The organism is Streptomyces sp. NPDC051567 (assembly GCF_044454165.1).
Lineage (GTDB): Bacteria > Actinomycetota > Actinomycetes > Streptomycetales > Streptomycetaceae > Streptomyces.
Window position 1 is genome coordinate 88791 of sequence record NZ_JBITDK010000016.1, and the last position, 21398, is coordinate 110188.

At 74.9% G+C, this 21398-nt stretch carries 19 protein-coding genes; 10 read left to right on the plus strand and 9 right to left on the minus strand.

The window, feature by feature from the left end:
- Positions 1-220 precede the first annotated feature (220 nt).
- The 3 genes from ACIA5F_RS19130 to ACIA5F_RS19140 all read left to right on the plus strand — a co-directional run bounded on the left by ACIA5F_RS19130 (position 221) and on the right by ACIA5F_RS19140 (position 3344).
- Positions 221-913 (plus strand): metal-dependent transcriptional regulator, encoded by a 693-nt coding sequence (locus ACIA5F_RS19130; RefSeq protein WP_399354391.1) that lies wholly within the window; start codon positions 221-223, stop codon positions 911-913.
- A 403-nt stretch (positions 914-1316) separates the two neighbouring features.
- Positions 1317-2189 carry an alpha/beta fold hydrolase gene (locus tag ACIA5F_RS19135; protein WP_399354393.1) on the plus strand — a complete coding sequence of 291 codons (873 nt, stop codon included), beginning with the start codon at positions 1317-1319 and terminating at the stop codon, positions 2187-2189.
- 369 nt (positions 2190-2558) lie between these two features.
- The gene (locus ACIA5F_RS19140; protein WP_399354395.1) at positions 2559-3344 is read left to right on the plus strand and encodes a VOC family protein; all 786 of its coding nucleotides are present in this window, start codon (positions 2559-2561) and stop codon (positions 3342-3344) included.
- An 80-nt stretch (positions 3345-3424) separates the two neighbouring features.
- On the opposite strand, the gene ACIA5F_RS19145 is transcribed toward ACIA5F_RS19140, so the two are convergent.
- From ACIA5F_RS19145 to ACIA5F_RS19155, 3 genes are all read right to left on the minus strand, one after another.
- Positions 3425-4270 carry an enoyl-CoA hydratase/isomerase family protein gene (locus tag ACIA5F_RS19145; RefSeq protein WP_399354397.1) on the minus strand — a complete coding sequence of 282 codons (846 nt, stop codon included), beginning with the start codon at positions 4268-4270 and terminating at the stop codon, positions 3425-3427.
- A 208-nt stretch (positions 4271-4478) separates the two neighbouring features.
- Positions 4479-6713, minus strand: coding sequence for an acetate--CoA ligase family protein (locus ACIA5F_RS19150; protein ID WP_399354399.1), 2235 nt, complete (start codon positions 6711-6713; stop codon positions 4479-4481).
- Between the two features lie 309 nt (positions 6714-7022).
- Positions 7023-8285 (minus strand): flavin-containing monooxygenase, encoded by a 1263-nt coding sequence (locus ACIA5F_RS19155; RefSeq protein WP_399354401.1) that lies wholly within the window; start codon positions 8283-8285, stop codon positions 7023-7025.
- A gap of 345 nt (positions 8286-8630) precedes the next feature.
- On the opposite strand from ACIA5F_RS19155, the gene ACIA5F_RS19160 reads away from it, so the two are divergent.
- Entirely contained in the window at positions 8631-9074 is a 444-nt protein-coding gene (locus ACIA5F_RS19160; RefSeq protein ID WP_399354403.1) for a Zn-ribbon domain-containing OB-fold protein, read from the plus strand.
- A gap of 84 nt (positions 9075-9158) precedes the next feature.
- On the opposite strand, the gene ACIA5F_RS19165 is transcribed toward ACIA5F_RS19160, so the two are convergent.
- Both ACIA5F_RS19165 and ACIA5F_RS19170 read right to left on the minus strand, forming a co-directional pair.
- Positions 9159-9821: a pyridoxal 5'-phosphate synthase gene (locus ACIA5F_RS19165; protein WP_399354405.1), complete on the minus strand. Its 663-nt coding sequence runs from the start codon at positions 9819-9821 to the stop codon at positions 9159-9161.
- A 158-nt stretch (positions 9822-9979) separates the two neighbouring features.
- On the minus strand, positions 9980-11257 hold the full coding sequence (locus ACIA5F_RS19170; RefSeq protein WP_399354407.1) for a thiolase C-terminal domain-containing protein: 1278 nt from the start codon (positions 11255-11257) through the stop codon (positions 9980-9982).
- A 202-nt stretch (positions 11258-11459) separates the two neighbouring features.
- Here ACIA5F_RS19170 and ACIA5F_RS19175 point away from each other — a divergent pair, with 202 nt between their 5' ends.
- Both ACIA5F_RS19175 and ACIA5F_RS19180 read left to right on the plus strand, forming a co-directional pair.
- Complete coding sequence (locus ACIA5F_RS19175; protein ID WP_399354409.1) at positions 11460-12716, plus strand: acyl-CoA dehydrogenase family protein; 1257 nt, start codon at positions 11460-11462, stop codon at positions 12714-12716.
- Positions 12716-13189 (plus strand): nitroreductase family deazaflavin-dependent oxidoreductase, encoded by a 474-nt coding sequence (locus tag ACIA5F_RS19180; protein ID WP_399354411.1) that lies wholly within the window; start codon positions 12716-12718, stop codon positions 13187-13189. Before ACIA5F_RS19175 ends, ACIA5F_RS19180 begins: the two co-directional genes overlap by 1 nt.
- A 182-nt stretch (positions 13190-13371) precedes the next feature.
- Here the strand turns inward: ACIA5F_RS19180 and ACIA5F_RS19185 are convergent, their stop codons facing one another.
- Complete coding sequence (locus ACIA5F_RS19185) at positions 13372-14019, minus strand: TetR family transcriptional regulator (protein ID WP_399354413.1); 648 nt, start codon at positions 14017-14019, stop codon at positions 13372-13374.
- A gap of 401 nt (positions 14020-14420) precedes the next feature.
- Between ACIA5F_RS19185 and ACIA5F_RS19190 the strand changes: the two genes are divergently transcribed.
- From ACIA5F_RS19190 to ACIA5F_RS19200, 3 genes are all read left to right on the plus strand, one after another.
- On the plus strand, positions 14421-15299 hold the full coding sequence (locus ACIA5F_RS19190; protein WP_399354415.1) for a VOC family protein: 879 nt from the start codon (positions 14421-14423) through the stop codon (positions 15297-15299).
- Between the two features lie 193 nt (positions 15300-15492).
- Positions 15493-17943 carry a serine/threonine-protein kinase gene (locus ACIA5F_RS19195; RefSeq protein WP_399354416.1) on the plus strand — a complete coding sequence of 817 codons (2451 nt, stop codon included), beginning with the start codon at positions 15493-15495 and terminating at the stop codon, positions 17941-17943.
- Positions 17944-18176: 233 nt separating this feature from the next.
- The gene (locus ACIA5F_RS19200; protein ID WP_399354418.1) at positions 18177-18671 is read left to right on the plus strand and encodes a peptidylprolyl isomerase; all 495 of its coding nucleotides are present in this window, start codon (positions 18177-18179) and stop codon (positions 18669-18671) included.
- A 121-nt stretch (positions 18672-18792) separates the two neighbouring features.
- On the opposite strand, the gene ACIA5F_RS19205 is transcribed toward ACIA5F_RS19200, so the two are convergent.
- Positions 18793-19353, minus strand: coding sequence for a hypothetical protein (locus ACIA5F_RS19205; RefSeq protein ID WP_399354420.1), 561 nt, complete (start codon positions 19351-19353; stop codon positions 18793-18795).
- A 415-nt stretch (positions 19354-19768) separates the two neighbouring features.
- Between ACIA5F_RS19205 and ACIA5F_RS19210 the strand changes: the two genes are divergently transcribed.
- Positions 19769-20053, plus strand: a complete 285-nt coding sequence (locus ACIA5F_RS19210; RefSeq protein ID WP_399354423.1) for a hypothetical protein — start codon at positions 19769-19771, stop codon at positions 20051-20053.
- 106 nt (positions 20054-20159) lie between these two features.
- On the opposite strand, the gene ACIA5F_RS19215 is transcribed toward ACIA5F_RS19210, so the two are convergent.
- Together ACIA5F_RS19215 and ACIA5F_RS19220 are read right to left on the minus strand one after the other, a co-directional pair.
- A complete protein-coding gene (locus tag ACIA5F_RS19215; RefSeq protein ID WP_399354425.1) occupies positions 20160-20936 on the minus strand; it encodes an enoyl-CoA hydratase/isomerase family protein in 777 nt (258 codons plus the stop codon).
- Positions 20933-21361: a Zn-ribbon domain-containing OB-fold protein gene (locus tag ACIA5F_RS19220; RefSeq protein WP_399354492.1), complete on the minus strand. Its 429-nt coding sequence runs from the start codon at positions 21359-21361 to the stop codon at positions 20933-20935. The genes ACIA5F_RS19215 and ACIA5F_RS19220 overlap by 4 nt, the downstream gene beginning before the upstream one ends.
- Between the last annotated feature and the right edge of the window lie 37 nt (positions 21362-21398).

Consider the following 21398-nt stretch of genomic DNA (forward strand, 5'->3'; position numbering starts at 1 on the left):
TGTCAATACGAACGTCAATCCCGGGACGAAAGGCCCTGAGGGGATGTCCCGGGATGTCCGGGAGATGCGTGGGAAATGTGCGGGAGATGTGTGCGCGGGAGCCCGGAGGGCCGCCCGGCCCTCTGTCCGAGGACAGCCCTGTCACTCGGCGCGGGACGGTTGTCGGCCCGATGCGTCAGAATTGGGGGCAGGGCCAGCGCACGCAATCCGAGGGGCACGAATGTCCGGACTGATCGACACCACGGAGATGTATCTCCGCACCATCCTTGAGCTGGAAGAGGAAGGTGTGGTCCCCATGCGCGCCCGTATCGCGGAACGGCTCGACCAGAGCGGTCCGACGGTGAGCCAGACGGTGGCGAGGATGGAACGGGACGGCCTGGTGTCCGTCGCCAGTGACCGCCACCTGGAGCTGACCGAGGAGGGCCGGCGACTGGCGACGCGGGTGATGCGCAAGCACCGGCTCGCGGAGTGTCTGCTCGTCGACGTCATCGGCCTGGAGTGGGAGCATGTCCACGCCGAGGCGTGCCGCTGGGAGCACGTGATGAGCGAGGCGGTGGAGCGGCGGGTGCTGGAACTGCTGCGTCACCCCACCGAGTCCCCGTACGGGAACCCGATCCCGGGCCTGGAGGAGCTGGGCGAGAAGGCCGAGGCGGACCCGTTCCTGGAGGCCGGGATGGTCAGCCTCTCCGAGCTGGACCCGGGCGCCGAGGGCAAGACCGTGGTCGTGCGCAGGATCGGGGAGCCGATCCAGACCGACGCCCAGCTGATGTACACGCTGCGCCGGGCGGGCGTGCAGCCCGGTTCCGTGGTGAGCGTGACGGAGTCCCCGGGCGGGGTGCTGGTCGGCAGCGGCGGCGAGGCCGCCGAGCTGGGCCCCGAGGTCGCCTCGCACGTGTTCGTGGCGAAGCGCTGACCTCCTGCGGCGGGTAGCCCCGCGGCGGGTGGTCCCGCGGCGGGTGGTCCCGCGGCGGGTGGTCCCGCGGCGGGTGGTCCCGCGGCGGGTGGTCCCGCGGCGGGTGGTCCCGCGGCGGGTGGTCCTGCGGCGGTGCGGGGCGATCCTGTGGCGTGAGCGGTCCCGGCGCCTCACGGCGCCGGGACCAGTCCTCCCCAGGTGACCCGGAGCCCCGAGCTCTCAAGGTCATCCCTCTCGGACCGTTTTCCCCGAGCGGCCCGCCTCCCCTGGGGAAAGGATCTCCATCGGCAGCGGCGGCCAATCCTTGAGCAAGGTCACTCGAAAGAGCGGTGTTGTCGGTGAGACCCCTGTTTTCGAATGCAGGTTCGATAGTCTGGCCGGGAGCGAAGGGGGTGCATCTGCGGTGGTACAGCGCATCGATGTGACAGGGGCCGACGGTGTGCGCCTGGCCGCCTGGGAGTTCCGGGAACCCACCGCCGCTGCCGCTCCCGGGGAGCCGCAGCGGCCCGGGGTCCTGTTACTCCACGGCCTGATGGGGCGCGCCTTCCACTGGGCCGGCACCGCCCGCTGGCTCGCCGAGCGCCACCGGGTCGTGGCCCTGGACCAGCGCGGCCACGGCCAGAGCGAACGCCCGGCCACCGGCCCGTACACCCGCGAGGCCTTCGTGCTCGACGCGGAGGCCGTCGTCGAGCAGCTCGGCCTCGGCCCCGTGACCCTGGTCGGCCACTCCATGGGCGCCCTCACCGCCTGGCAGCTCGCCGCCCGCCGCCCGGACCTGGTGGAGGCCCTGGTCATCTGCGACATGCGCGCCTCCGCCCTCGGCGCGGCCTCCCAGCAGGAGTGGGAGGAGTGGTTCCGCCGCTGGCCCCTGCCCTTCCCCACCCAGGACGCGGCCCGCCGCTGGTTCGGCGAGGACGACCACCGGGTCGAGCGCCCCGACCCCGGCCGGGGGGCCTTCTTCGCCGAGGTCATGCACGAGGCCCCGGACGGCTGGCGCCCGCTCTTCTCCCGCCGCCAGATGCTCACCGCCCGGGAGACCTGGGTCCACGACGCCCACTGGGAGGAGCTGGCCCAGGTCGGCTGCCCCGCCCTGGTCGTCCGGGGGCTGGACGGCGAACTCGGCCGTGCCGAGGCCCAGGAGATGGTCCGCGTCCTCCCGGCCGGTCAGTACGCCGAGATCCCCGACGCCGGCCACTACCTCCACTACGACCAGCCGGACGCCTGGCGCGCGGCGCTGGAACCGTTCCTGGACGGCGTCAAGGCGGGCCGGAACTGACGGACCCGCGCCGTCGGGCCCGGCCGCCGAGCCGGGCCCGACAGCCCGGAGTTGACGGACTACGGACGGGCCGGGGACGGATCGGGGACGGGCCGGGGACCGCCCGCGCCACGGGCCGGGGACCGTGGTGCGGGCGGTCCCGACGAGGCGCGGCCGGGCCGTCGCCGGGTCCGCGGGCCGGAGCGGATGGACACGGCCAGGCACGGGCGGACACGGGCGGATGCGGCAGGCGGGCCCGCTCCCTGCCCCCGCACGGGTGAAACCCCCGGCCGGGAGCGGCCCGTACGGAGGGCGAGCGCCCGGGCGTCGGCATCGTGGCAGGGGCCGGCGTACCGCCGTACGCCGTGACCGACCCGCAGGAGGACAACCGTGCTCGGCACCGACTTCCGTACCGGATCACCCAACTGGATCGACCTCGGGAGCCCCGACGTCCCCGCCGCCGCTGCCTTCTACCAGGCCGTCCTCGGGTGGCGGTTCGTCTCCGCCGGGCCGGACACGGGCGGGTACGGCTTCTTCCAGCTCGACGGGGAGACCGTGGCCGCGCTCGGGCCGCTCACCGAGGAGGGCGCGTCCTCGGCCTGGATGCCGCACTTCCTGACCCCCGACGTCCGGGCCACGACCGAGGCCGTCCGGGCGCACGGCGGGCAGGTCCGCAGGGAGCCGGTGGACGCCATGGGGGAGGGATGGCCCGCGCAGTTCACCGACCCGCAGGGAGCCCAGTTCGCCTGCTGGCAGCCGGGAAGGACCCTCGGGCTCCGGCGCACCTCCGCCGAGAACACCCTGGTGTGGGTGGAACTCCACGTCCCGGACCCCGTCGCGGACATCGCCTTCTACGCCGCGCTCTTCGGCTGGCGGTCCGCGGAGCTGCCCGCGCCCGGGATGACGTACCGCGTGCTCAGCATCGCCGACGGGGACCAGGAGGACGGTTCCTTCGGCGGGGCCGTCCCGCTGGCGCAGGGATCGGGCGGGGCGGCGCGCTGGGTGCCGTACTTCGCGGTCGCGGACGTGGACGCCACCACCGGGGCGGTCGCGGTGAACGGCGGGTCGGTGCTCGTGCCGGGGGAGGACGTGCCGGAGGTCGGCCGCATCGCCTGGGTCGCCGACCGGGCCGGCGCGGTGTTCGCCCTGCTGAAGCCCGCACCCCGGCAGGGGTAGGCCGCGGCGGCGGCCGGGCCGGACGGGGCCTCGGGGCGGGGCCTCGGGCGGGGGCTTCGGGCGGGCCCGCCCGGCCGCGTTCAGGCGCCCCGGTACGTGGGCGTGCGGCGTTCCACGAAGCTCGCCACCCCCTCCCGCGCGTCGGCCGTGGTCATGTTGATCTCCTGCGCGGCGGCCTCGGCGGCGAGCGCGGCGGCCCGGTCGCCGTCCAGGGAGGCGTTGACGAGCTGCTTCGTCAGGGCGAGGGCGCGGGTCGGGCCCCGCGCGAGCCGCTCGGCCCACTCCCGGGCGGCGGCCTCCAGCTCCCCGGCCGGGACCACCTTGTTGACCAGGCCGAGGCGCTCGGCCTCGGCCGCCGGGACCGCGTCGCCGAAGAAGAGCAGCTCCTTCGCCCGGTGCGGGCCGACGAGACGGGGGAGCAGGTAGGCGCCCCCGCCGTCCGGGACCAGGCCGCGGCGGACGAACACCTCGATGAAACGGGCCGGTTCGGCGGCGATGACCAGATCGCAGGCGAGCGCGAGGTGGGCGCCGATACCGGCGGCCGTGCCGTTGACGGCGGCGACCACCGGTTTCTCGCAGTCCAGCACGGCGGTGATCAGGCGCTGCGCGCCGAGCCGGATCATGCGGGCCACGTCACCGGCCACGCGGGCGGAGGCGGCGGGCGCCCCGCGCAGGTCGGCCCCGGCGCAGAAGCCCTTGCCGGTGGCGGTGAGGACGACGGCGCGGACGGAGGCGTCGGCGGAGGCGTCGGCGAACAGCGCGATGAGGCGTTCCCGCTGGTCCCAGGTGAGGGCGTTCATGGCCTCGGGGCGGTTGAGCGTGATCCACGAGACGCCGTTGTCAGTGCGGTGCCGTACCAATGAGTCGAGGGATGGTCCGGTCGGCTCGGCCGGACCGGCCGGTTCGGCTCGGGGGGAGTCGGTCATGGGGGATGTACTCCGGTTCAGGACGGGTTCGGGGGCGAGGACACGCCCGGGGACGAGGACACGTCCGGGGGCGGGCGGAAGGACGGGCGAGGGCGGGGGTACGAGCGGGGGTACGGGCGCGGGCGCCGGTCCGGGCCCGGCCGCGGGGGGAGGTGCGGGCGCGGCTTCCGGGGCGTTACGGGTCCTGCGCGCGGGGGCCGGGCCGGGGTCAGCGGCAGATCGCGAGGGCGTCCAGCGCCACCGCGCCCTGGCCGCGGGGAAGGACCATCAGCGGGTTGATGTCGAGCTCGGAGAGCTCGTCGCCCAGCTCCAGCGCCATCCGCTGGACCCGCAGGACGACCTCGACCAGGGCGTCGACATCGGCGGGGGGCGCCCCCCGGACACCCTCCAGCAGCGGGTGGCCGCGCAGTTCGGTCAGCATCGCCCGCGCCTGGTCCTCGCCGAAGGGCGGCACGCGGACGGCCGCGTCGCGCAGCACCTCCACGAGGACCCCGCCCAGGCCCACGGTCACGGTCGGCCCGAACAGCGCGTCCTGGGTGACGCCGACGACCATCTCGACGCCGCGCTCGACCATCTGGCAGACGAGGACACCGTCGAGCTCGATGTCCTCGTAGCGGGCGATGTCGGTCAGCTCCCGGTAGGTGTCCCGGATCTGGCTCGCCGAGGTCAGCCCGATCTTCACCAGGCCCAGTTCGGTCTTGTGCGCGAGCTGCGGCGCCGACGCCTTCATCACCACCGGGTAGCCGACCAGCCCGGCCGCGCGGACCGCCGCCGCCGCGCTCGTCACCAGCTGTTCGCGCGGGACCCGGATGCCGTAGGCCCGCAGCAGTTGCTTCGCCGCGTGCTCGCTGAGCTGCTCGCCCGGGCGCATGAGGGCCTGCGCCTTGCGGTACGAGGGCGAGGGCGTGCGCGGGGCGTCCGTGAAGGGGGAGCGGTAGCCGGCGGTGAAGCGGTGGTGGCCGAGGTAGGCGCGTACGGCGGTGATGCAGTTGCCGAAGGTGCGGAAGGTGGCCACCCGGGAGGAGCCGAGCAGGGTGGTGCGGTAGGCGTCCTCGGTGCCGAGGGGGGAGCCCCAGATGACGCAGACGAGCTTGTCCGTCCGCTCGGCCGCGTCCACCAGGTCCTGGGCGAGCCGGTCGCTCATGGGCGGGAAGGGCCCGGTGATCGGGCAGATCAGGACGCCCACGGAGGGGTCGGCCAGGATCGCGTCGATGATTTTGCGGCCGCGCCAGTCGCCGACCGGGTGCCCGCCGTTGTCGACCGGGTTGGCGACGCTCAGGTACTGCGGTATCCACTGGTGGAGTTCGTCCTGCCGGGCCGCGGAGAGGGTGGGGAGGGTGAGGCCCGCCTCCGTGGCCAGGTCGGCGAAGTGGGCTCCGGTGCCGCCGGAGATGGAGTAGACGACGACCCCGTCGGCCTGCGGCGCGCGGGCCCTGGCGAGCAGGGCGGCGGTGTCCTGGAGCTCGTCCAGCCCGTCGACGCGGATGACGCCGAACTGCCGCATCGCGGCGTCCACGACGGTGTCGGCGCCGGTCAGCTTCCCGGTGTGGGAGGCGGCCGTCCGGGCCCCGGTCTCGGTACGGCCCACCTTGACGGCGACGACGGGGACGCCGTTGCGGGCGGCCCGGTCGGCGGCGAGGAGGAAGGCCCGGCCGTCCTTGAGGCCCTCCACGTAACAGGCGATCGCGCCGACCTCGGGCCGCTCGGCGAAGTAGGAGATGAAGTCCGAGGTCTCCAGATCGGCCTCGTTGCCGGTGGGGGCCCAGTGGGAGAGCCGGATGCCCAGTTCCTGGAGGGTGTGCAGGGGGCGGCCCTGGTGGCCGGACTGGGTGATCAGTGCGATCGCCGGGCCGTCGAGGTCGTCGCGGAACGTCTCGAAGGCGTTGAGGTTCGTGTTGGGGCCGAGGAGGCGCAGGCCCGCGCGCCGGACGGCGGCGGCCAGCCGGGCCTGGGCGACGGCGCCCGCGTCGCCGGTCTCGGCGAACCCGGAGGCGAAGGCGACGGCGAACTTCACCTTGGCCGTGGCCAGTTCCCCGATGACGGGCAGCGGATCGCCGACGAGGAGGACGGCGAGATCCACCGGTCCGGGCAGGTCGGCCACGGAGGCGTGGCAGGGCAGCCCGAAGACGCTGGGGCGGGTGGGGTGCACGGGGTGGATGCGGGCGCCGACGCGTTCCGCCCAGGCGATGAGCTGGCGGGTGATGCCGCTGTTCGGCCTGCCCTCGGCGTCGGAGGCGCCGATGACGGCCACGGACTCGGGCCGGAAGAACCGGTCCAGGTCGGGCACCTCGGAGTACAGGGGCCGCCCGCTGACGTCCAGCGCGGCCAGGTCCCCGGCGGACGGCGCCGCCGTGGAGTGGACGGCGGGCCGGGGCTTCTCCCCGCATGCCTCGACACGTGCGCGGAAGTCGGTGGTGAGGGTGCCGTGAGTAGATCCAAGCATCGTTGCCGCCCACTCCTGCTCGATGGACCTCGATTACTGACGCGTAGTCAGATTACTGAACTGACGTGCCGTCAGGAACAGTGCTGCGCGGGAAAGGTGGTGGAGGAGGTCCGGGGAACGGTGCCAGATGTCTCCGGGGCGGTCCAGTACGGAAACCGGCCGTACGGCGCCCCGGTGTCCGGCACGGGGTGCGGAGGCGGCGGCCCCGGCGCCCGAGGGCCGGGGCCCTGGAGCCCGGCCCGGAGCGGGTGCCCCGGCGCCCCGGCCCGGGGTGCCGGGCGGGGCGGGGGCGGTCCGGTCCGGGGCGGGTCAGGCCGGTGGGGGCAGGGTGCGGGAGACGGCCTTGGCGATCTTGACGGCGTCGAGGGCCATTTCCCGGAAGGTCCCGCTGATGGGGTTGGCGAATCCGGTGAAGTACAGACCGGGGGCGCGCGGGGAGGTCCGGGCGCCGTGCGCGCGGGGCCTGCCGCGCCCGTCGAGCACGCCGAGGTGTCCGACCAGGCCCTCCAGGGCCCGGCGGTACCCGGTGGCCGCGATCACCACGTCCGGGGTGACCCGCGAACCGTCCGCGAGCACCACCGCGTCGCCGTCGAAGGAGACGACGGCGGCGACCGGTTCGACCCGGCCGGTACGGACGGCGTCGATCAGCCCCACGTCCTGCACCGGGATCGCGCCCTCCTCGACCCTGCTGTACAGGCCGGTGGTGGGGCGCGGGAGCCCGTACGCCGACAGGTCCGGGACAGAGACCCGGGCGACGAGCGCGCCGAGCCGGTCCACCAGCCGCACGGGCAGCCGCCGCACCAGGATGCCGGTGCGCTGGGCGGGCCAGCCCGCGGTGGAGCGGCGGACGAGGTGCGGGACGGTGCGCACGGCGAGCCGCACCCGCGCGGCCCCTCCCGTGACCCCGGCCGCGCCCCCGTCCGTGGCCCCGTCCGAGCTGCTGGCGGTGCGGGCGGTGGGGGCCGTACGGGGGGTGTGGCCCTCGGTGAGGTCGACGGCTATCTCGGCGCCGGTGTTGCCGGTGCCGACGACGAGGACGTCCTGACCGGCGTACGGTCCGGGGTTGCGGTAGTCGGCGGCGTGCAGGAGCCGGCCGCCGAAGGCGTCCCGGCCCGGCCAGTCGGGCAGGGCCGGGGTGTGGTTGAAGCCGGTGGCGACGACGACGGCCGAGGCGGCCAGGGCCCGCCCGCCGGTGGCGTGCAGGGTCCAGCCGTTCCCGTCGTCGGCGCGCTCGATCCGGGTCACCTCGACCCCGGTGACGAGTTCCAGCTCGTGGAACTCGGCGTACTTCTCCAGGTACCGCACCACGTCGTCGCGCGCGACCCACCGCCCGAACCGGCGGGGCATGGCCAGCCCCGGCAGGGCGGAGAGACGGCGGGTGGTGTGCAGGTGGAGCCGGTCGTAGTGGCGGCGCCAGGAGGCGCCGACCGACTCCGACCGCTCGACGACCACCGTGCGGACCCCGCGGGCGCGCAACGCCGCTGCTGCGGCGAGGCCGCCGGGGCCTGCTCCGATGACGTACACGGGGCGGGGCTGGGTGGTCCTGTCGGGTGCTGCGGAGGCTCCGGGCATGAGGTGTGAGCGTATCGCCGTGCGGCGCCGATGGGTCTCGGACAAGGAGGGAATCGATTGCGGATCGATCACGGTCCGGCCCCAACTCCCGTGTGCGGCAAGGGGTCAGGACCGGTCGGCGTCCGGGTTCCGCCCGGTTCCCGCCCCGGGTTCCGTTCGGGTTCCGCCCGGTTTCGGCGACGCCCGGGGGCTTGTGGGGCGGCGGCGCGTCCGCTCAACTGACGTGTCGTCAGTTGAGGCTGTTCGTACGGAGGGAAGGGAGCCGGGGCATGGCGTGCGAGGAGGAGGGCCGGTGCTCCGGTCCGGGTCCGGTGGCCGGGGTGTTCCGGTGAGCGGGGTGTCCTGGTGAGCGGGGTGCGGTACGACCTGCCGGAGGTGGACGACTTCACCCGCCCCTACTGGGACGCGGCGGCCCAGGGGCTGCTGCTGCTGCGCCGCTGCGGGGAGTGCGGGCGGACGCACCACTACCCGCGGGAGTTCTGCCCGTCCTGCTGGGCGGGGGAGGACCGGGTGACCTGGGAGACGGCGACCGGCCGGGCCACCCTCTACACCTGGTCGGTGGTCCACCGGAACGACCTTCCACCGTTCGGGACGCGGGTCCCGTACGTGGCCGCCGTGGTCGATCTGGCGGAGGGGCCGCGGATGATGACGGAGATCGTGGACTGCGAGGCTTCCGCCCTGCGGATCGGGATGGAGGTGCACGCCGCCTTCCGCGAGACGGCACCGGGGGTGTGGGTGCCGGTCTTCCGTCCACCGGACCCGTCTGCGTCACCGGACCCGTCGGCCTGAGAGGGTGGCGCGCGGCCGGTGAGGCCGGGCGTGGGCCGGTGGGTCGTGTCGGGGGTCCAGGGCCGGTGGGTCAGGGCTGGTGGGTCAGGGCCAGAGGAGGTGGCGGGTCCAGGTGCCGTCCGGGGTGCGGGTGTAGCGCAGCCGGGTGTGGCGGCGTTCGGCGTCGCCCTGGAAGAACTCGACCTCGGCGGGGCCGAGGACGTACCGCGTCCAGGTGGGCGCCGGGGCGTCCGGCTCGGCTCCGGCCCGTTCCCAGGCGGCGGCCGAGGCCCGGACCAGCTCCTGCGGGGAGTCCAGCACCTCGCTCTGCCGGCCGGTGAGCGCGGCGGCGAGGGCGCCGCGCGAGCGGACGGCCAGATCCGCCCGGCTCTCCTCGGGGCCGCACGCGGTCACCCGGCCCCGGACCCGGACCTGGCGGGCCACGGCGGGCCAGTAGAACCCGAGCGCGGCCTCCGGGCATCCGGCCAACTGGCGGCCCTTGGCGCTGGTGGAGTGCGAGGCGAAGTGCCAGCCGCGCGCGTCGGCGTCGTGCAGCATGAGGACGCGTACGTCGGGCCGCCCCTCGGCGTCGACCGTCGCCAGGCTCATCGTGTGCGGCTCCGGCTGCCCGGCCCGGGCGGCGTGCGTGAACCACTCCCGGAACAGCGGCAGCGGACCGGCCGGGGCGGCGGCGGTGTCGAAGGCGGGGAGCGGGGTGTCCCACACCCGCAGGGAGTGCAGGGTGGTGCGGAAGTCGTCGCTGCTCATCCCCCCATCGAACACCACCCCGGCGGTCGTCAGGGTTCGGGCCATGGATGTGCGCGCAGCCGTGGGGCGTGGGCCGCTGGGGCGTGGGCTGACGGTCCTCGCGGGGGTCCAGGTCTCGTGCGGGGGTGCCGGGCCGTTGTCGCCGTGGTCCAGGTCGATCAGTCGCGGCCCAGGAGGAGCGTGCCCGAGGAGCAGAACCAGCCGCCCGTGCCCGAGGCCAGGGCCACGCGGGGGAGGTGGCCGCCGGGCCGGGTGACCTGGCCGGGGCCCGCCTCGCCGCGCAGTTGGCGGACCGCCTCGACCAGGAGGAACAGGCCGCGCATGCCCGGGTGGCAGGCGGAGAGGCCGCCGCCGTCGGTGTTGACGGGGAGTTCCCCGCCGCGCAGCAGCCGGCCCTTCTCCACGAAGGCGCCGCCCTCGCCCTTCGCGCAGAAGCCGAGGTCCTCCAGGGTCACCAGGGTCATGTACGTGAAGGCGTCGTAGATCTCCGCGAGGTCGACGTCCGCCGGGGTCAGGCCCGCCCGCGCGAAGGCCAGGCGGCCCGAGACGGCCGCCGGGGAGACGGTGAAGTCCTCCCACTGCGACATGGCGGTGTGCGAGACCGAGGTGCCCGAGCCCAGCACCCACACCGGGGCCTTGGCCGTGTCCGGTACGTACTCCTCGGCCGCCAGGAGGACCGCGCAGCCGCCGTCCGAGCGGATGCAGCAGTGCAGCTTGGTGAAGGGGTCCGCGATCATCTCCCCGGACAGGACCTCCTCCACCGTGATCGGTTCGCGGAACATGGCGTCCGGGTTGGTCGCGGCGTTGGCCCGCGCCTGGACGGCGACCGACGCGAGCTGTTCCAGCGTCGTCCCGTACTCGTGCATGTGGCGGCGGGCGGCCATCGCGTACTTGGAGATCAGCGTGTGGCCGTAGGGGACCTCGAACTGGAGGGGCCCGCGGGCCCCGAAGGAGAGGTTCGCGGTCCGCCGCCGGGCCTTGACGTCGGCGCGGGCGGTGGACCCGTAGACCAGCAGGACGGCCCGGACGTGGCCCGCCGCGATCGCGTCGGCCGCGTGGGCCGCCATGACCTCCCAGGTCGAGCCGCCCACCGAGGTGGAGTCGACCCAGGTGGGGCGCAGGCCCAGGTACTCGGCCACCTCGATCGGGGCGAGGGTGCCGAGGCCGGCCGAGGCGAAGCCGTCGATGACGCGGCGGTCCAGTCCGGAGTCGGCCAGGGCCCGGCGGGCGGCCTGCGCGTGGAGGGCGTACGGGGTCGGGCCGTCGACCCGGCCGCAGTCCGAGAGGGCGACGCCGACCACCGCGACCCTGCGGCCGGTGCCGGTGCCGGTGCGGGCCGTGGGCCGGGGCCCGGGTCCCGGCGGGGGGCCTGACGGGTGCGGGGGGCCGGGCGCGGCTCCGGGAAGAGGTCCGGGGAAGGGTCCGGGCAGGGGCATGGGGTGACGGTACATCTGACGCTACGTCAGATTCTAGGGCCGGGTCGGGGCCGGGTCGGGGCCGGGCCGGGGTCGGGTCGGGGCCGGCCCCCGGTCGCCCGGCCCGCCCGGCCGGCGGGGGTGCGCACGCGTTCCCGCCCCTGGGCTTCTCGCTCGCCCCGCCCTAGCATGACGCCCCGTCAGATACGGGAGGAGCCCGCCGATGGACGCCGCCTTCACCGCGGAGCAGGACGAGATGCGCCGTACCCTGCGCGAGATCCTGGGCAGACACTGCGGCCCGGACGAGGTCAAGGCCGCCGTCCGTACCGCCGCCGGACACGACCGCGCGCTGTGGGAGCGGCTCGCCCGGCGGCTCGGGCTGCCGGGTCTCGCCGTCGCCGAGGAGTACGGCGGCGTCGGCTGCGCCCCCGCAGACCTGGCCCTGGCCTGCGAGGAGACCGGGCGGGTGCTGCTGCCCTCGCCGCTGCTGGCCACCGCCGTGCTCGCCGTGCCGCTGGTCGCCGCCCTCGGCACCGCCGCCCAGCGCTCCGCGCTGCTCCCCCCGCTCGCCTCCGGCGGCCTGACCGCGGCCCTCGCGGTCCCCGGTCCGGCGCTGGCCACCGCCCTCGCGCTGACCGACGGCAACGCGCCCGGCGAGTGGGCGGGCGGTGGGCGCGCGGGCGGGGTGCAGGCCCGTACGGACGGCTCCGGCGGCTGGCGGCTCTACGGGGAGGCGGCCCAGGTCCTCGACGGGCACAGCGCCTCGCTGCTGCTCGTCGCCGCGCACACCGGCGGCTTCGCCCGCGCCCGTACGCTGCTCTTCCTCGTCCGCGAGGACGCGCCCGGCCTCGTCCGGGCGCGGCAGGCCGTCCTGGACGAGACGCGCCCGCAAGCCCGCGTCCAGCTCCGCGACGTACCTGCGGAACTGCTCGGTCCGGACGCGGGGGACGCCACCCTCGCGGCCCTCGCCGCCACCGGACGCACCGCCTCCGCCGTGCTCGCCGCCGAGGCGGTCGGCGCGGCCGGGCAGGCGCTCGCCCGGACCGTGGAGTACGTGCGCGGGCGCGAGCAGTTCGGCCGGCCGCTCGGCTCCTTCCAGGCGGTCAAGCACCGGCTCGCCGACCTCTACGTCCAGGTGCAGGCGGCCCGCTCGGCCGCGTACTACGCCGCCTGGGACCCGGAACAGGGCGGCCTCGCCCTCGCGCAGGGGCTGGAGGCGCTGCGCGCGGCGGCGGGCGAGGCGATCCAGTTGCACGGCGGCATCGGTTTCACCTGGGAACACGACGCGCACCTCTACTTCAAGCGGGCGGCGGCCGACGAACTCCTCTTCGGGCCCGTCCACCGGCTCAGGGCGCACGCCGCCGCCCGCGCCGGCCTGTTCACCGCCCGGCCTCCCGCACCTGTATCCGTACCTGCGTCCGTATCCGTACCCGTACCCGTACCCGTATCCGCACCCGTATCCGAGAAGGCGGCCGTCTGATGGCTCCCGGCGTCAAGCTGATCCAGAAGGTGTCCTCGACCCTGCTCTTCGCCAGGATCGCCCCGCACGTCATCCCCGCGCTGGACAAGGCGGTGCACCGGCTGACCCGGGGCCGGGTCATCCTCAGCGCGCAACTGCTCCCGGGCGTGATCCTCACGGCCAGGGGCGCCAGGACCGGCCTGCCGCGCACCACCCCGCTCGCCTGCATGCCGGAGGACGGCGGGACGAGCTGGCTGCTGATCGGCTCCAACTTCGGCCGCCCCGGGCACCCTGCGTGGACCGGGAACCTGCTCGGGAACCCGGACGCGGAAGTGAGCTGGAAGGGGCGGGACATCGCCGTGCGGGCCCGGCTGCTGGAGGGCGACGAACGCGAGGACGCGTGGCGGGCGGTGCTGCGGTTCTGGCCGCCGTACGCGACGTACCAGGCGCGCATCGAGCGCGAGATCCGGCTGTTCCGCCTGGAACGGCGCTGATCACGGGCCTGCGGAGGGGAATGCGGGTACAGACGGACGACGGACGACGGACGACGGAGGGGCGGACGGGCGGGCGCAGGCGTGGGGCCGGTCGCATGCCTGCGCGCGGGACCGGCGGCCGGTGGTGGAACCCGTCCGGTGGTGGGACCGGCCGGGTGGCGGCGGGCCCGCGAGGCCCGCCGCTACCTGGTCGGCTTCCTGCCGGTGACGCCGAGGTGGACGAGCAGCGCCAGGTTCGGCTTGAGCTCGGCCTGCTTGACGCCCCAGGTCTGGAAGCCCTTCTGGTGCGAGGCGACCGCGGCCAGCATCGCGACCAGCGAACCGGCGATCGCCGCCGGGCTGACGTCCTTGTCCACCTTGCCCTTGGCCTGGAGCTCCTTCATCGACTCCGTCAGGGAGTTGGTGACCGAGTTCAGGATCTTCATGCGGATCTTGTAGAAGCGCTTGTCCCCTTCGGCGGCACCGAGGTCCACGACCCGCAGGATCGCGTCGTGGCGCCGCCAGAAGTCCAGGAAGCCCTCGACGAGTTCCTCGGCGGCGGCCCAGCCGGACTTGCCGACCCAGGTGCGGCCCTCGACCAGCGAGGTCAGCTGGGCGCCCTCGCCGGCCATGCGCTCGGCGATCTCCAGGACGGCGCCCTCGACGTCCGGGAAGTACTGGTAGAAGGTCGCGGGGGAGGTTCCGGCCTTGCGGGCGACGTCGATCACCTTGACGTCGCGGTACGGCGAGGAGCTGAGCATCTCGCCGAGGCAGTCGAGCAGCTTCTCCCGCGTCGCCTGGCCGCGCCGGCCCGCGACACGCCCGTCGACGGTGCGTACTTGTCCTGTCATGCCGTCAGCTTACCGAGGGGTGCCGGGATCGCTATTCGGCCGCCTGCAAATGGGGTGCGGAGCCCCTGGCCTGGCCGGAGTCCGGAGCGGGGGCGTCCGGACAGCGGAATCCGGCCGTCCATGCGCCCCGCCCGACCGCTGCCGGAATCCCGCCCGGGGGCGGTCCCGCATCCCGCCCGGAATCCCCTCCGGGATCGGGGCCGAAGGCCCGTGCGGCGCCCCGGCGGGGCCCGCGCTCCGCGGCCGGGCGGGGATGCCGGGTTTCCGGCGCGACCCCCGGACATCTCGGGGTGTATCCCCCGAATAGTCTTATCAACAGGCTGTGGACAAGTTTTCGGGCGGACCATGGCTGGGAGAGGTGAGAGGGTACAGAACCCCGCACAACGGAAGGAAACGGGCTTATGGCCGCATTCGCGGAAGGCACACCCTGCTGGGTGGACGCCTCGCTTCCGGACGTCGAAGCGGGCAAGCGCTTCTACGGTGCGCTCTTCGGGTGGACTTTCGGCGACAGCGCGGGAGCCGAGTACGGCCACTACACCCAGGCGTACAGCCGCGGCCGGAACGTCGCCGCCCTCGCCCCCAAGCCGGACGGCCGGATGCCCACCGTATGGGGCGTCTACCTCTGGACCTCCGACGCCTACGCCTGCGCCGCCCGCATCCGGGCCGCGGGCGGACAGATGGTGATGGACCCTCAGCCGGTCGGCCCGTACGGCACGGCCGCGATGGCCGCCGACCCCGGCGGGGCCGTCTTCGGGCTGTGGCAGCCCGGCACCCACCACGGCTTCGACGCCCAGCGGGAGCCCTACACGTACTGCTGGACCGAGCTGTACACCCGTTCCCGGGACGCCGTCGACGTCTTCTACGCCAAGGTCTTCGGCTACGTCACCCAGGACCCGGACGAGGGCCAGGACACGGACGGCGGCCAGGGCCAGGACACGGACGGCGGCCCGGACGGCGGCCGGGGCCAGGTCCGTGAACCGGCCCCGGACGACGCCGACTACCGGGTCTGGTCCCCGCCCGGGAGCGTGCCCGGGGCGGACACCGCCGTCATCGGCCGCAGCCTGATCACCGCCGCCTTCCCGGAGGTCATGCCCGCGCACTTCCTCGTCTACTTCGCGGTCCCGGACTGCGACCAGTCGGTGGCGATGGCCCGGCGGCTCGGCGGCCGGGTCACCGCCGACCCCTTCGACACCCCGTACGGGCGGATCGCGGTCGTCGCCGACGACCAGGGCGCGGTCTTCGGGCTGCTCTCGGAGCCCCGGACCAGACCGGCCGCCTGACCGGCCGCCCGACCGGTCGTACGCACCACCACGCGCCACCGCGCACGACCGGCCGTACGGCCCCACGCGCGGCCGGGGCCGGACCCGGCGCGGGCCTGACAGAATCGGGAGCGAGACGCTGCACGGGGCAGGGCCCCGTGCTGGTGGAAGCGGGCCCGGCGAGGGCCCGTACGGGGACCTGGGGAGGCGAGTGGTGGAGCAGCTGACGCAGCACGACCCGAGACGGATCGGCCCTTTCGAGGTGCTCGGACGGCTCGGCGCCGGCGGCATGGGGCTGGTCTATCTCGCGCGGTCGGCGTCCGGGCGGCGGGTCGCGATCAAGACGGTACGGACCGAGCTCGCCGAGGACCAGCTCTTCCGGGTGCGCTTCACCCGCGAAGTGGAGGCGGCCCGCGCCGTCTCCGGTTTCTACACCGCGGCCGTCGTCGACGCCGACCCCCGCGCGGCCGTGCCGTGGCTGGCCACCGCGTACGTCCCGGCGCCCTCTCTGGAGGAGATCGTCAACGAGTGCGGGCCGATGCCCGCCCAGGCCGTGCGGTGGCTCGCCGCCGGGATCGCCGAGGCGCTCCAGTCCATCCACGGCGCCGGGCTCGTCCACCGCGACCTGAAGCCGTCCAACGTGCTCGTGGTCGAGGACGGCCCGCGCGTGATCGACTTCGGTATCGCGAGCGGGGTCTCCAACACCCGGCTGACCATGACGAACGTCGCCGTCGGCACCCCCGCGTACATGTCGCCCGAGCAGGCGAAGGACTCCCGCAGCGTCAAGGGCGCCAGCGACGTCTTCTCGCTCGGTTCGACGCTCGTCTTCGCGGCGACCGGGCACCCGCCGTTCCACGGGGCGAACCCGGTCGAGACGGTGTTCATGCTGCTGCGCGAGGGGCCCGACCTGGAGGGGCTGCCGCAGGAGCTGCGCCCGCTGATCGATTCCTGCATGCAGATGGAGGCCGCGCGGCGGCCGACCCCGGCCGATCTCCAGGCGCAGCTGGCCCCGCACCTGTTCGACGGCGGTGACGACAGCGGGACCGCCTCGGCGTGGCTGCCGGAACGGGCCGTCGCGATGATAGAGGCCCGGCGGGCGGGGCACCGTACGGCGGTCGTGCCCATGGGGCCCGGCGCGGGCCGCGGTGCCGGTCCGGGCGCGGGTCCCGGTCCCGGTCCCGGCGTGGGGCCCGGCGTGGGTCCGGGGGCGGAGCCGGTCGCCGGTCCGGCCACGCACCGCCGCCGCCGTGGCGCCGAGCCCTGGGTGGACCCGCGTACCGGGCAGGCGGCCCCGCCGCGCCCGGACCGTCCCCCGATGGCTCCCGCGCCCTCCGGTGAGCCCGTCCGTCTCGGCGGCTCCCCGGTGCCGATCGGGCCGGGCCCGCGCGCGAGCGGCCCGGCGCATGCCGCGCACGCCGCCCTGGACGCGGCGACCGGCTGGGTCCGCCCGCCCGGCGGCGCGCCCGCGGCCGCCCCGCCGGCCGTCTCCCCGGAGGCCGCCGCCGTGCCCCGGCCCGGCCCCGCCCCGGACGGCGGCCGGTGGCGGCCCTGGCGGTTCCGCATGTCCAACGAGGTCTGGGGCACCCCGGCCGTCGCCGGTGACCTGCTCTACGTGACCTCCTTCGAGGTCCACGCCCTGGACGTGGCGAGCGGCCGGCGTCAGTTCAAGACCCGGGACGTGGCCTGGGCCATGGCCGTCACGGACGGCCGTATCCACGGCTCCGACGGCCCGTCCCTCTACGCGCTCGACGCCACCGACGGCTCCGACCTGTGGCGGCTCTCCACCGACGCCTGGGTGTACGCCCTGCGCGCCGGGCAAGGCGTCGTCGTCACCGCCACCCGCGGTGGCGGCGTCCAGGGCCGGGACGCGTCGAACGGCCGGACCCTGTGGGAGCTGACCGGGGCGCAGAGCGACTTCGAGACCCCGGAGGCGGCCCCCGTCCTCCACGAGGGAACGGTGTACGTGTGGCAGGACACGCGGCTGCGGGCGCTGGACGCGCGTACCGGCCGCGAGTCCTGGTCGTACCCGGTCGGCACCGCGGCCTCCTGCGGAAACGTCCCGGTCCGGGTCACCCCGGCCCCGGACGGCAACGTCTACGTCTGCGCCGGTACCCACGTCCTCGCCGTCGACCGGGGGTCGGGCCGGCTCCGCTGGCACTTCGAGGCCCCCGCGGTCTTCCTGGCCGCCCCGGCCTTCGCACCGGGCCCCGCCGTCACGGGCGGCGGGGTCTACCTCGCCGACTACCTCGGCACCGTCTACGCCCTGGACGCGGCCACCGGCCAGGACCGCTGGCGGATCGCGACCGAGCCGCGGACCTCCCCGGACCCGGTGCTGATCGCCGACGGCAACGTCCACCTGGGCGCGGGCAGCGCCCTGTACACGCTGGACGCGGTCACCGGCACCCCGAAGTGGCGGTTCGCGGCGGGCGGGGAGATCACCGGCCTGCCCGCGGTCGCGGACGGCCGCGTGCACTTCGGCTCGGCCGACCACTGCCTGTACACGCTGGACGCGGCGGGCGGTCAGCTCCGCTGGAAGCTGGCCACGGGCGGGGAGATCACCGGAGCCCCGGTGGCCGAGGCGGGCGTGGTCTACGCGTGCAGCAAGGACCGCTGTGTGTACGCCCTGGACGCGGCGAAGGGCACGGGCACCCGTACGGGAGCCTGACCGGCGGACACGAGTACGGGCCCGGACGGCAAGGCCACGGACGGCCCGGACACGAGTACGGGCGGAGCCGGGGTCGACGCCGGGCGGAGCCGGGTCCGGTGTTTCACGTGAAACCAGGGCGTGTGTTTCACGTGAAACACACGCCGCGTCCCCCAGGCCGGGGTCCGGCCCGGCCGGGGTGCTGACGGCCCCGCCGGGTCGTACTTCGTACCGGGAGTGACAGGATGGACCCCATGAGCAACGTTTACTTCGACATCAACATCGACGACAAGCCCGCGGGCCGGATCGTCTTCCACCTCTTCGACGAGGTCGTCCCGAAGACCGCCACGAACTTCCGTGAGCTCGCCACCGGCGTGCACGGCTTCGGCTACGCGGGTTCGCCGTTCCACCGCGTCATCCCGCAGTTCATGCTCCAGGGCGGTGACTTCACCAACCAGAACGGCACCGGTGGCAAGAGCATCTACGGCGAGAAGTTCGCCGACGAGAACTTCACGCTGAAGCACGACCGCCCGTTCCTGCTGTCGATGGCGAACGCCGGCCGTGACACCAACGGCTCGCAGTTCTTCGTCACCACCGTCGTCACCCCGTGGCTGGACGGCAAGCACGTCGTCTTCGGCGAGGTCGTCGAGGGCTCGGAGCTGGTCCGGAAGATCGAGTCCCTGGGCTCCCCCTCGGGTTCCACCCGCTCCAAGATCGAGGTCGCGGCCTCGGGCGTCGTCGAAGCCTGACCACCCCCGCCGCCCTGGCAGGCCGGCCCCACCCCTCTCCCGGGGCGGGGCCGCCGCCATGTGCGGACCCTTCCGGTGCATCCCTACCGGCGGCCCGGCCGGATCACTGGTGGTCGCCGGATCACTGGTGGTCGCGGGGTGGCCAGGGTGTGGGGTCCGGGGGTGGAGGGGCGTCCGGGGCGGGGTGGTCTCCAGGGGGCTGGGGAGGCGGCCAGTGCGGGGTTTCCGGAGGGGGCGCGGCGGACGGGGCCGGTTCGCGGCGGCGGGGACGGCCGCTCATGACGATCGCGGCCAGCAACAGGAGCGCGCCGCCCGCGAAGGCGTTGGCGACGCCCGCGCCGAGGCCCTGGCCCTCGCCGCCTACGGAGAGGCTGCCCGCGGCCTGCCCCTGCCGGACCGTCCAGAGGACCGCGAAGCCGAGCACCACGACCCCGGCCAGCGCCATGACCAGCCGCGAGCGCAGCACGATCGCGGCCAGGGTCAGCAGGGCGGCGAGGAGGGGCGGCAGCAGCAGCGAGCCCAGCAGGGCGGCGTGCCGGTCGGTGATCCCGGCGCTGGAGAAGAGTTCCTCGATGCGGTAGTCGCGGCCGTGCCGGCCGCCGTACCAGAGGCGGAAGGGGCTCCAGACGGCAACCGCCGCTCCGGCCAGACCCAGCAGCGAACCGAGTGCGTTGCGGATCATGCGCAGACCTCCCAGGTCAGGGGTCGTGGTCCCGACGCTACGCCGCACCGCCCACCCCCGCACGCGGGCCCGGCCGCCCGCCCTCCCGGACATCCCCGGACCGCAGGGGCGGGGACGTGTCCGACGAAGCGGAATCGCGGGCTCAAATGCCGTTCTGAAAAGCCCTGTTGAGAGTCCGGCCGTTTCGGTGACGCCTGGTAACGTGGCCCGCAATGGTCTGAGGAGGGGAACGGTCATGGGGGCTGGGCGTCGTATCAGGTGTGCTGCGGTGCTGGTGGCCGCCACCGTCGCATTGACCGGTTTCTCTTCCGTCGGCTGCTCCAGTTCCCAGAGCGGAGCCGAAAAGTCCGGCACGGACAGTAACGGCGGCGGGAGCAGCGCCGGGAACGGAAACAGCGGCGGCGGTTCGACGGCCGTGCCCAACCGGCCCGGCGGCCCGCCCGCGCGCGCCGAGGTGCTCGCGTGCGTGTCCCCGGGGCAGCCCCTCGCCACCGTCAAGGTCACCTCCACCTTCAACGCCGAACGGACCTTCGAAGTGCGGGTGACCTTCGAGAGCGCGACCACGGCCGACGTCCTCGACCGGACCTCGCTCCACATCACGCTCCAGGCGAACGAGAGCCGCTCCGTGCACGTGAAGATGGTGGACCCGGGCAAGGCGGAGCAGGTCAAGAACTGCATGGTCAGCGTCTCCCTCGTCTGACCGCGCCCCACCGGCCGGGCCCTGACCGCGCCCCGCCGCACCCACCGGCCCGCCCCACCGGCCGGCGTCCCACCGTCCCGGGTTCTACCGGCCCGGGACGACGGCCTCAGCGCAGCCGGAAATCCGTCCCGCCGCGCCGGGACGCGAACAGCTCCGCCTGCCGCCCCGGCGGCAGGTTCCCCAGTGCGATCAGCGCCGGGGCCTGGGCCAGGGCCTGCTGGAGCGCGGCCTGTTTCGCCGACCACAGGGCCCGTACGGTGCCCTGCACCGCCTCCGTCGGGCAGGCGGCCAGGGTCCCGGCCGCGCGCAGGGCCGCCGGGAGCAGCTCCCCGGGCCCGGTCACCTCCGAGACCAGGCCGATCTCGTAGGCGCGCCGGGCGGAGAGCCGTTCCGCCGTCCCCATCAGGGCCGTCCGGGCGGCCTCGCCGAACGGCATCCGCTGCGCCAGGTACACCGCCTCGTACGCGCTGACCATGCCGTAGGTCGTGTGCGGGTCGAAGTAGGTGGCGGTCGAGGAGGAGATGGCGAACTCCGACTCGCCCAGCAGGTAGAACGCCCCGCCGCAGGCCATGCCGTTGACGGCGGCGATCACCGGTTTCCACAGGTCGGCCGCCTTCGGGCCGATGGTGGCCAGCGGGTCGTCCACCGAGTACGGGGAGCCGGGCTGCGGTATCTCGGCGTCCCGGTCGATCCCGGTGCAGAACGCGGCCGTCCCGGCCCCCGTCAGCACCACCGCCCGCACGTCCGCCGCGTACCGGAACTCCCGCCACACACCGGCCAGCTCGGCCGCCGTCGCCAGGTCGATCGCGTTGTGGCGGTGGACCCGGTCCAGAGTGACGACCGCGACCCCGCTCGTCCCGTCCCGCTCCACCCGTACGGTCACGGCCGCTCCAGGACCCAGCGCGGCACGGCCGTCCCGCCCACCGTGGCGAAGACCACCTGCACCCGCGCGCCGATCCGCAGCCGGGCCGGGTCCACCGAGTTCAGCGGGGCGTCGGCCGAGGCCACCAGGTTCCCCACCAGCCGGATGCGCGGGGCGTCGGCCAGCTCCACGAGGATCACGTTGTACGGGGCCTGCGCGGCGTACGCGGGGAGCAGCGGCGGGTGCGGCAGGACGTAGGACCAGATGCGTCCGCGCCCGTTCGTCCGGCGCCAGGCGCGGTCGAAGGAGTGGCAGTGCGGGCAGCAGGGGCGGGGCGGGAAGCGCGGTCTGCCGCAGTCCGGGGCGGCGCAGACCTGGACGCGGAGTTCGCCCCGGGCCGCGTACTCCCAGAAGGGGGCGCCGTCCTCGTCCGGGACCGGCGCCAGGAGCGTCCCGTCGCCGGAAGTGCCATCGGAGGCGGCG

Excerpts from the sequence above, each read along its gene's own strand:
- ACIA5F_RS19180 (WP_399354411.1), top strand. The coding sequence starts at position 12,716 with ATGGCTCCCGGCGTCAAGCTGATCCAGAAGGTGTCCTCGACCCTGCTC.
- ACIA5F_RS19170 (WP_399354407.1), bottom strand. The coding sequence starts at position 11,257 with ATGCCCCTGCCCGGACCCTTCCCCGGACCTCTTCCCGGAGCCGCGCCC.
- ACIA5F_RS19205 (WP_399354420.1), bottom strand. The coding sequence starts at position 19,353 with ATGATCCGCAACGCACTCGGTTCGCTGCTGGGTCTGGCCGGAGCGGCG.
- ACIA5F_RS19200 (WP_399354418.1), top strand. The coding sequence starts at position 18,177 with ATGAGCAACGTTTACTTCGACATCAACATCGACGACAAGCCCGCGGGC.
- ACIA5F_RS19190 (WP_399354415.1), top strand. The coding sequence starts at position 14,421 with ATGGCCGCATTCGCGGAAGGCACACCCTGCTGGGTGGACGCCTCGCTT.
- ACIA5F_RS19175 (WP_399354409.1), top strand. The coding sequence starts at position 11,460 with ATGGACGCCGCCTTCACCGCGGAGCAGGACGAGATGCGCCGTACCCTG.
- ACIA5F_RS19130 (WP_399354391.1), top strand. The coding sequence starts at position 221 with ATGTCCGGACTGATCGACACCACGGAGATGTATCTCCGCACCATCCTT.
- ACIA5F_RS19185 (WP_399354413.1), bottom strand. The coding sequence starts at position 14,019 with ATGACAGGACAAGTACGCACCGTCGACGGGCGTGTCGCGGGCCGGCGC.
- ACIA5F_RS19155 (WP_399354401.1), bottom strand. The coding sequence starts at position 8,285 with ATGCCCGGAGCCTCCGCAGCACCCGACAGGACCACCCAGCCCCGCCCC.
- ACIA5F_RS19145 (WP_399354397.1), bottom strand. The coding sequence starts at position 4,270 with ATGACCGACTCCCCCCGAGCCGAACCGGCCGGTCCGGCCGAGCCGACC.
- ACIA5F_RS19165 (WP_399354405.1), bottom strand. The coding sequence starts at position 9,821 with ATGAGCAGCGACGACTTCCGCACCACCCTGCACTCCCTGCGGGTGTGG.
- ACIA5F_RS19150 (WP_399354399.1), bottom strand. The coding sequence starts at position 6,713 with ATGCTTGGATCTACTCACGGCACCCTCACCACCGACTTCCGCGCACGT.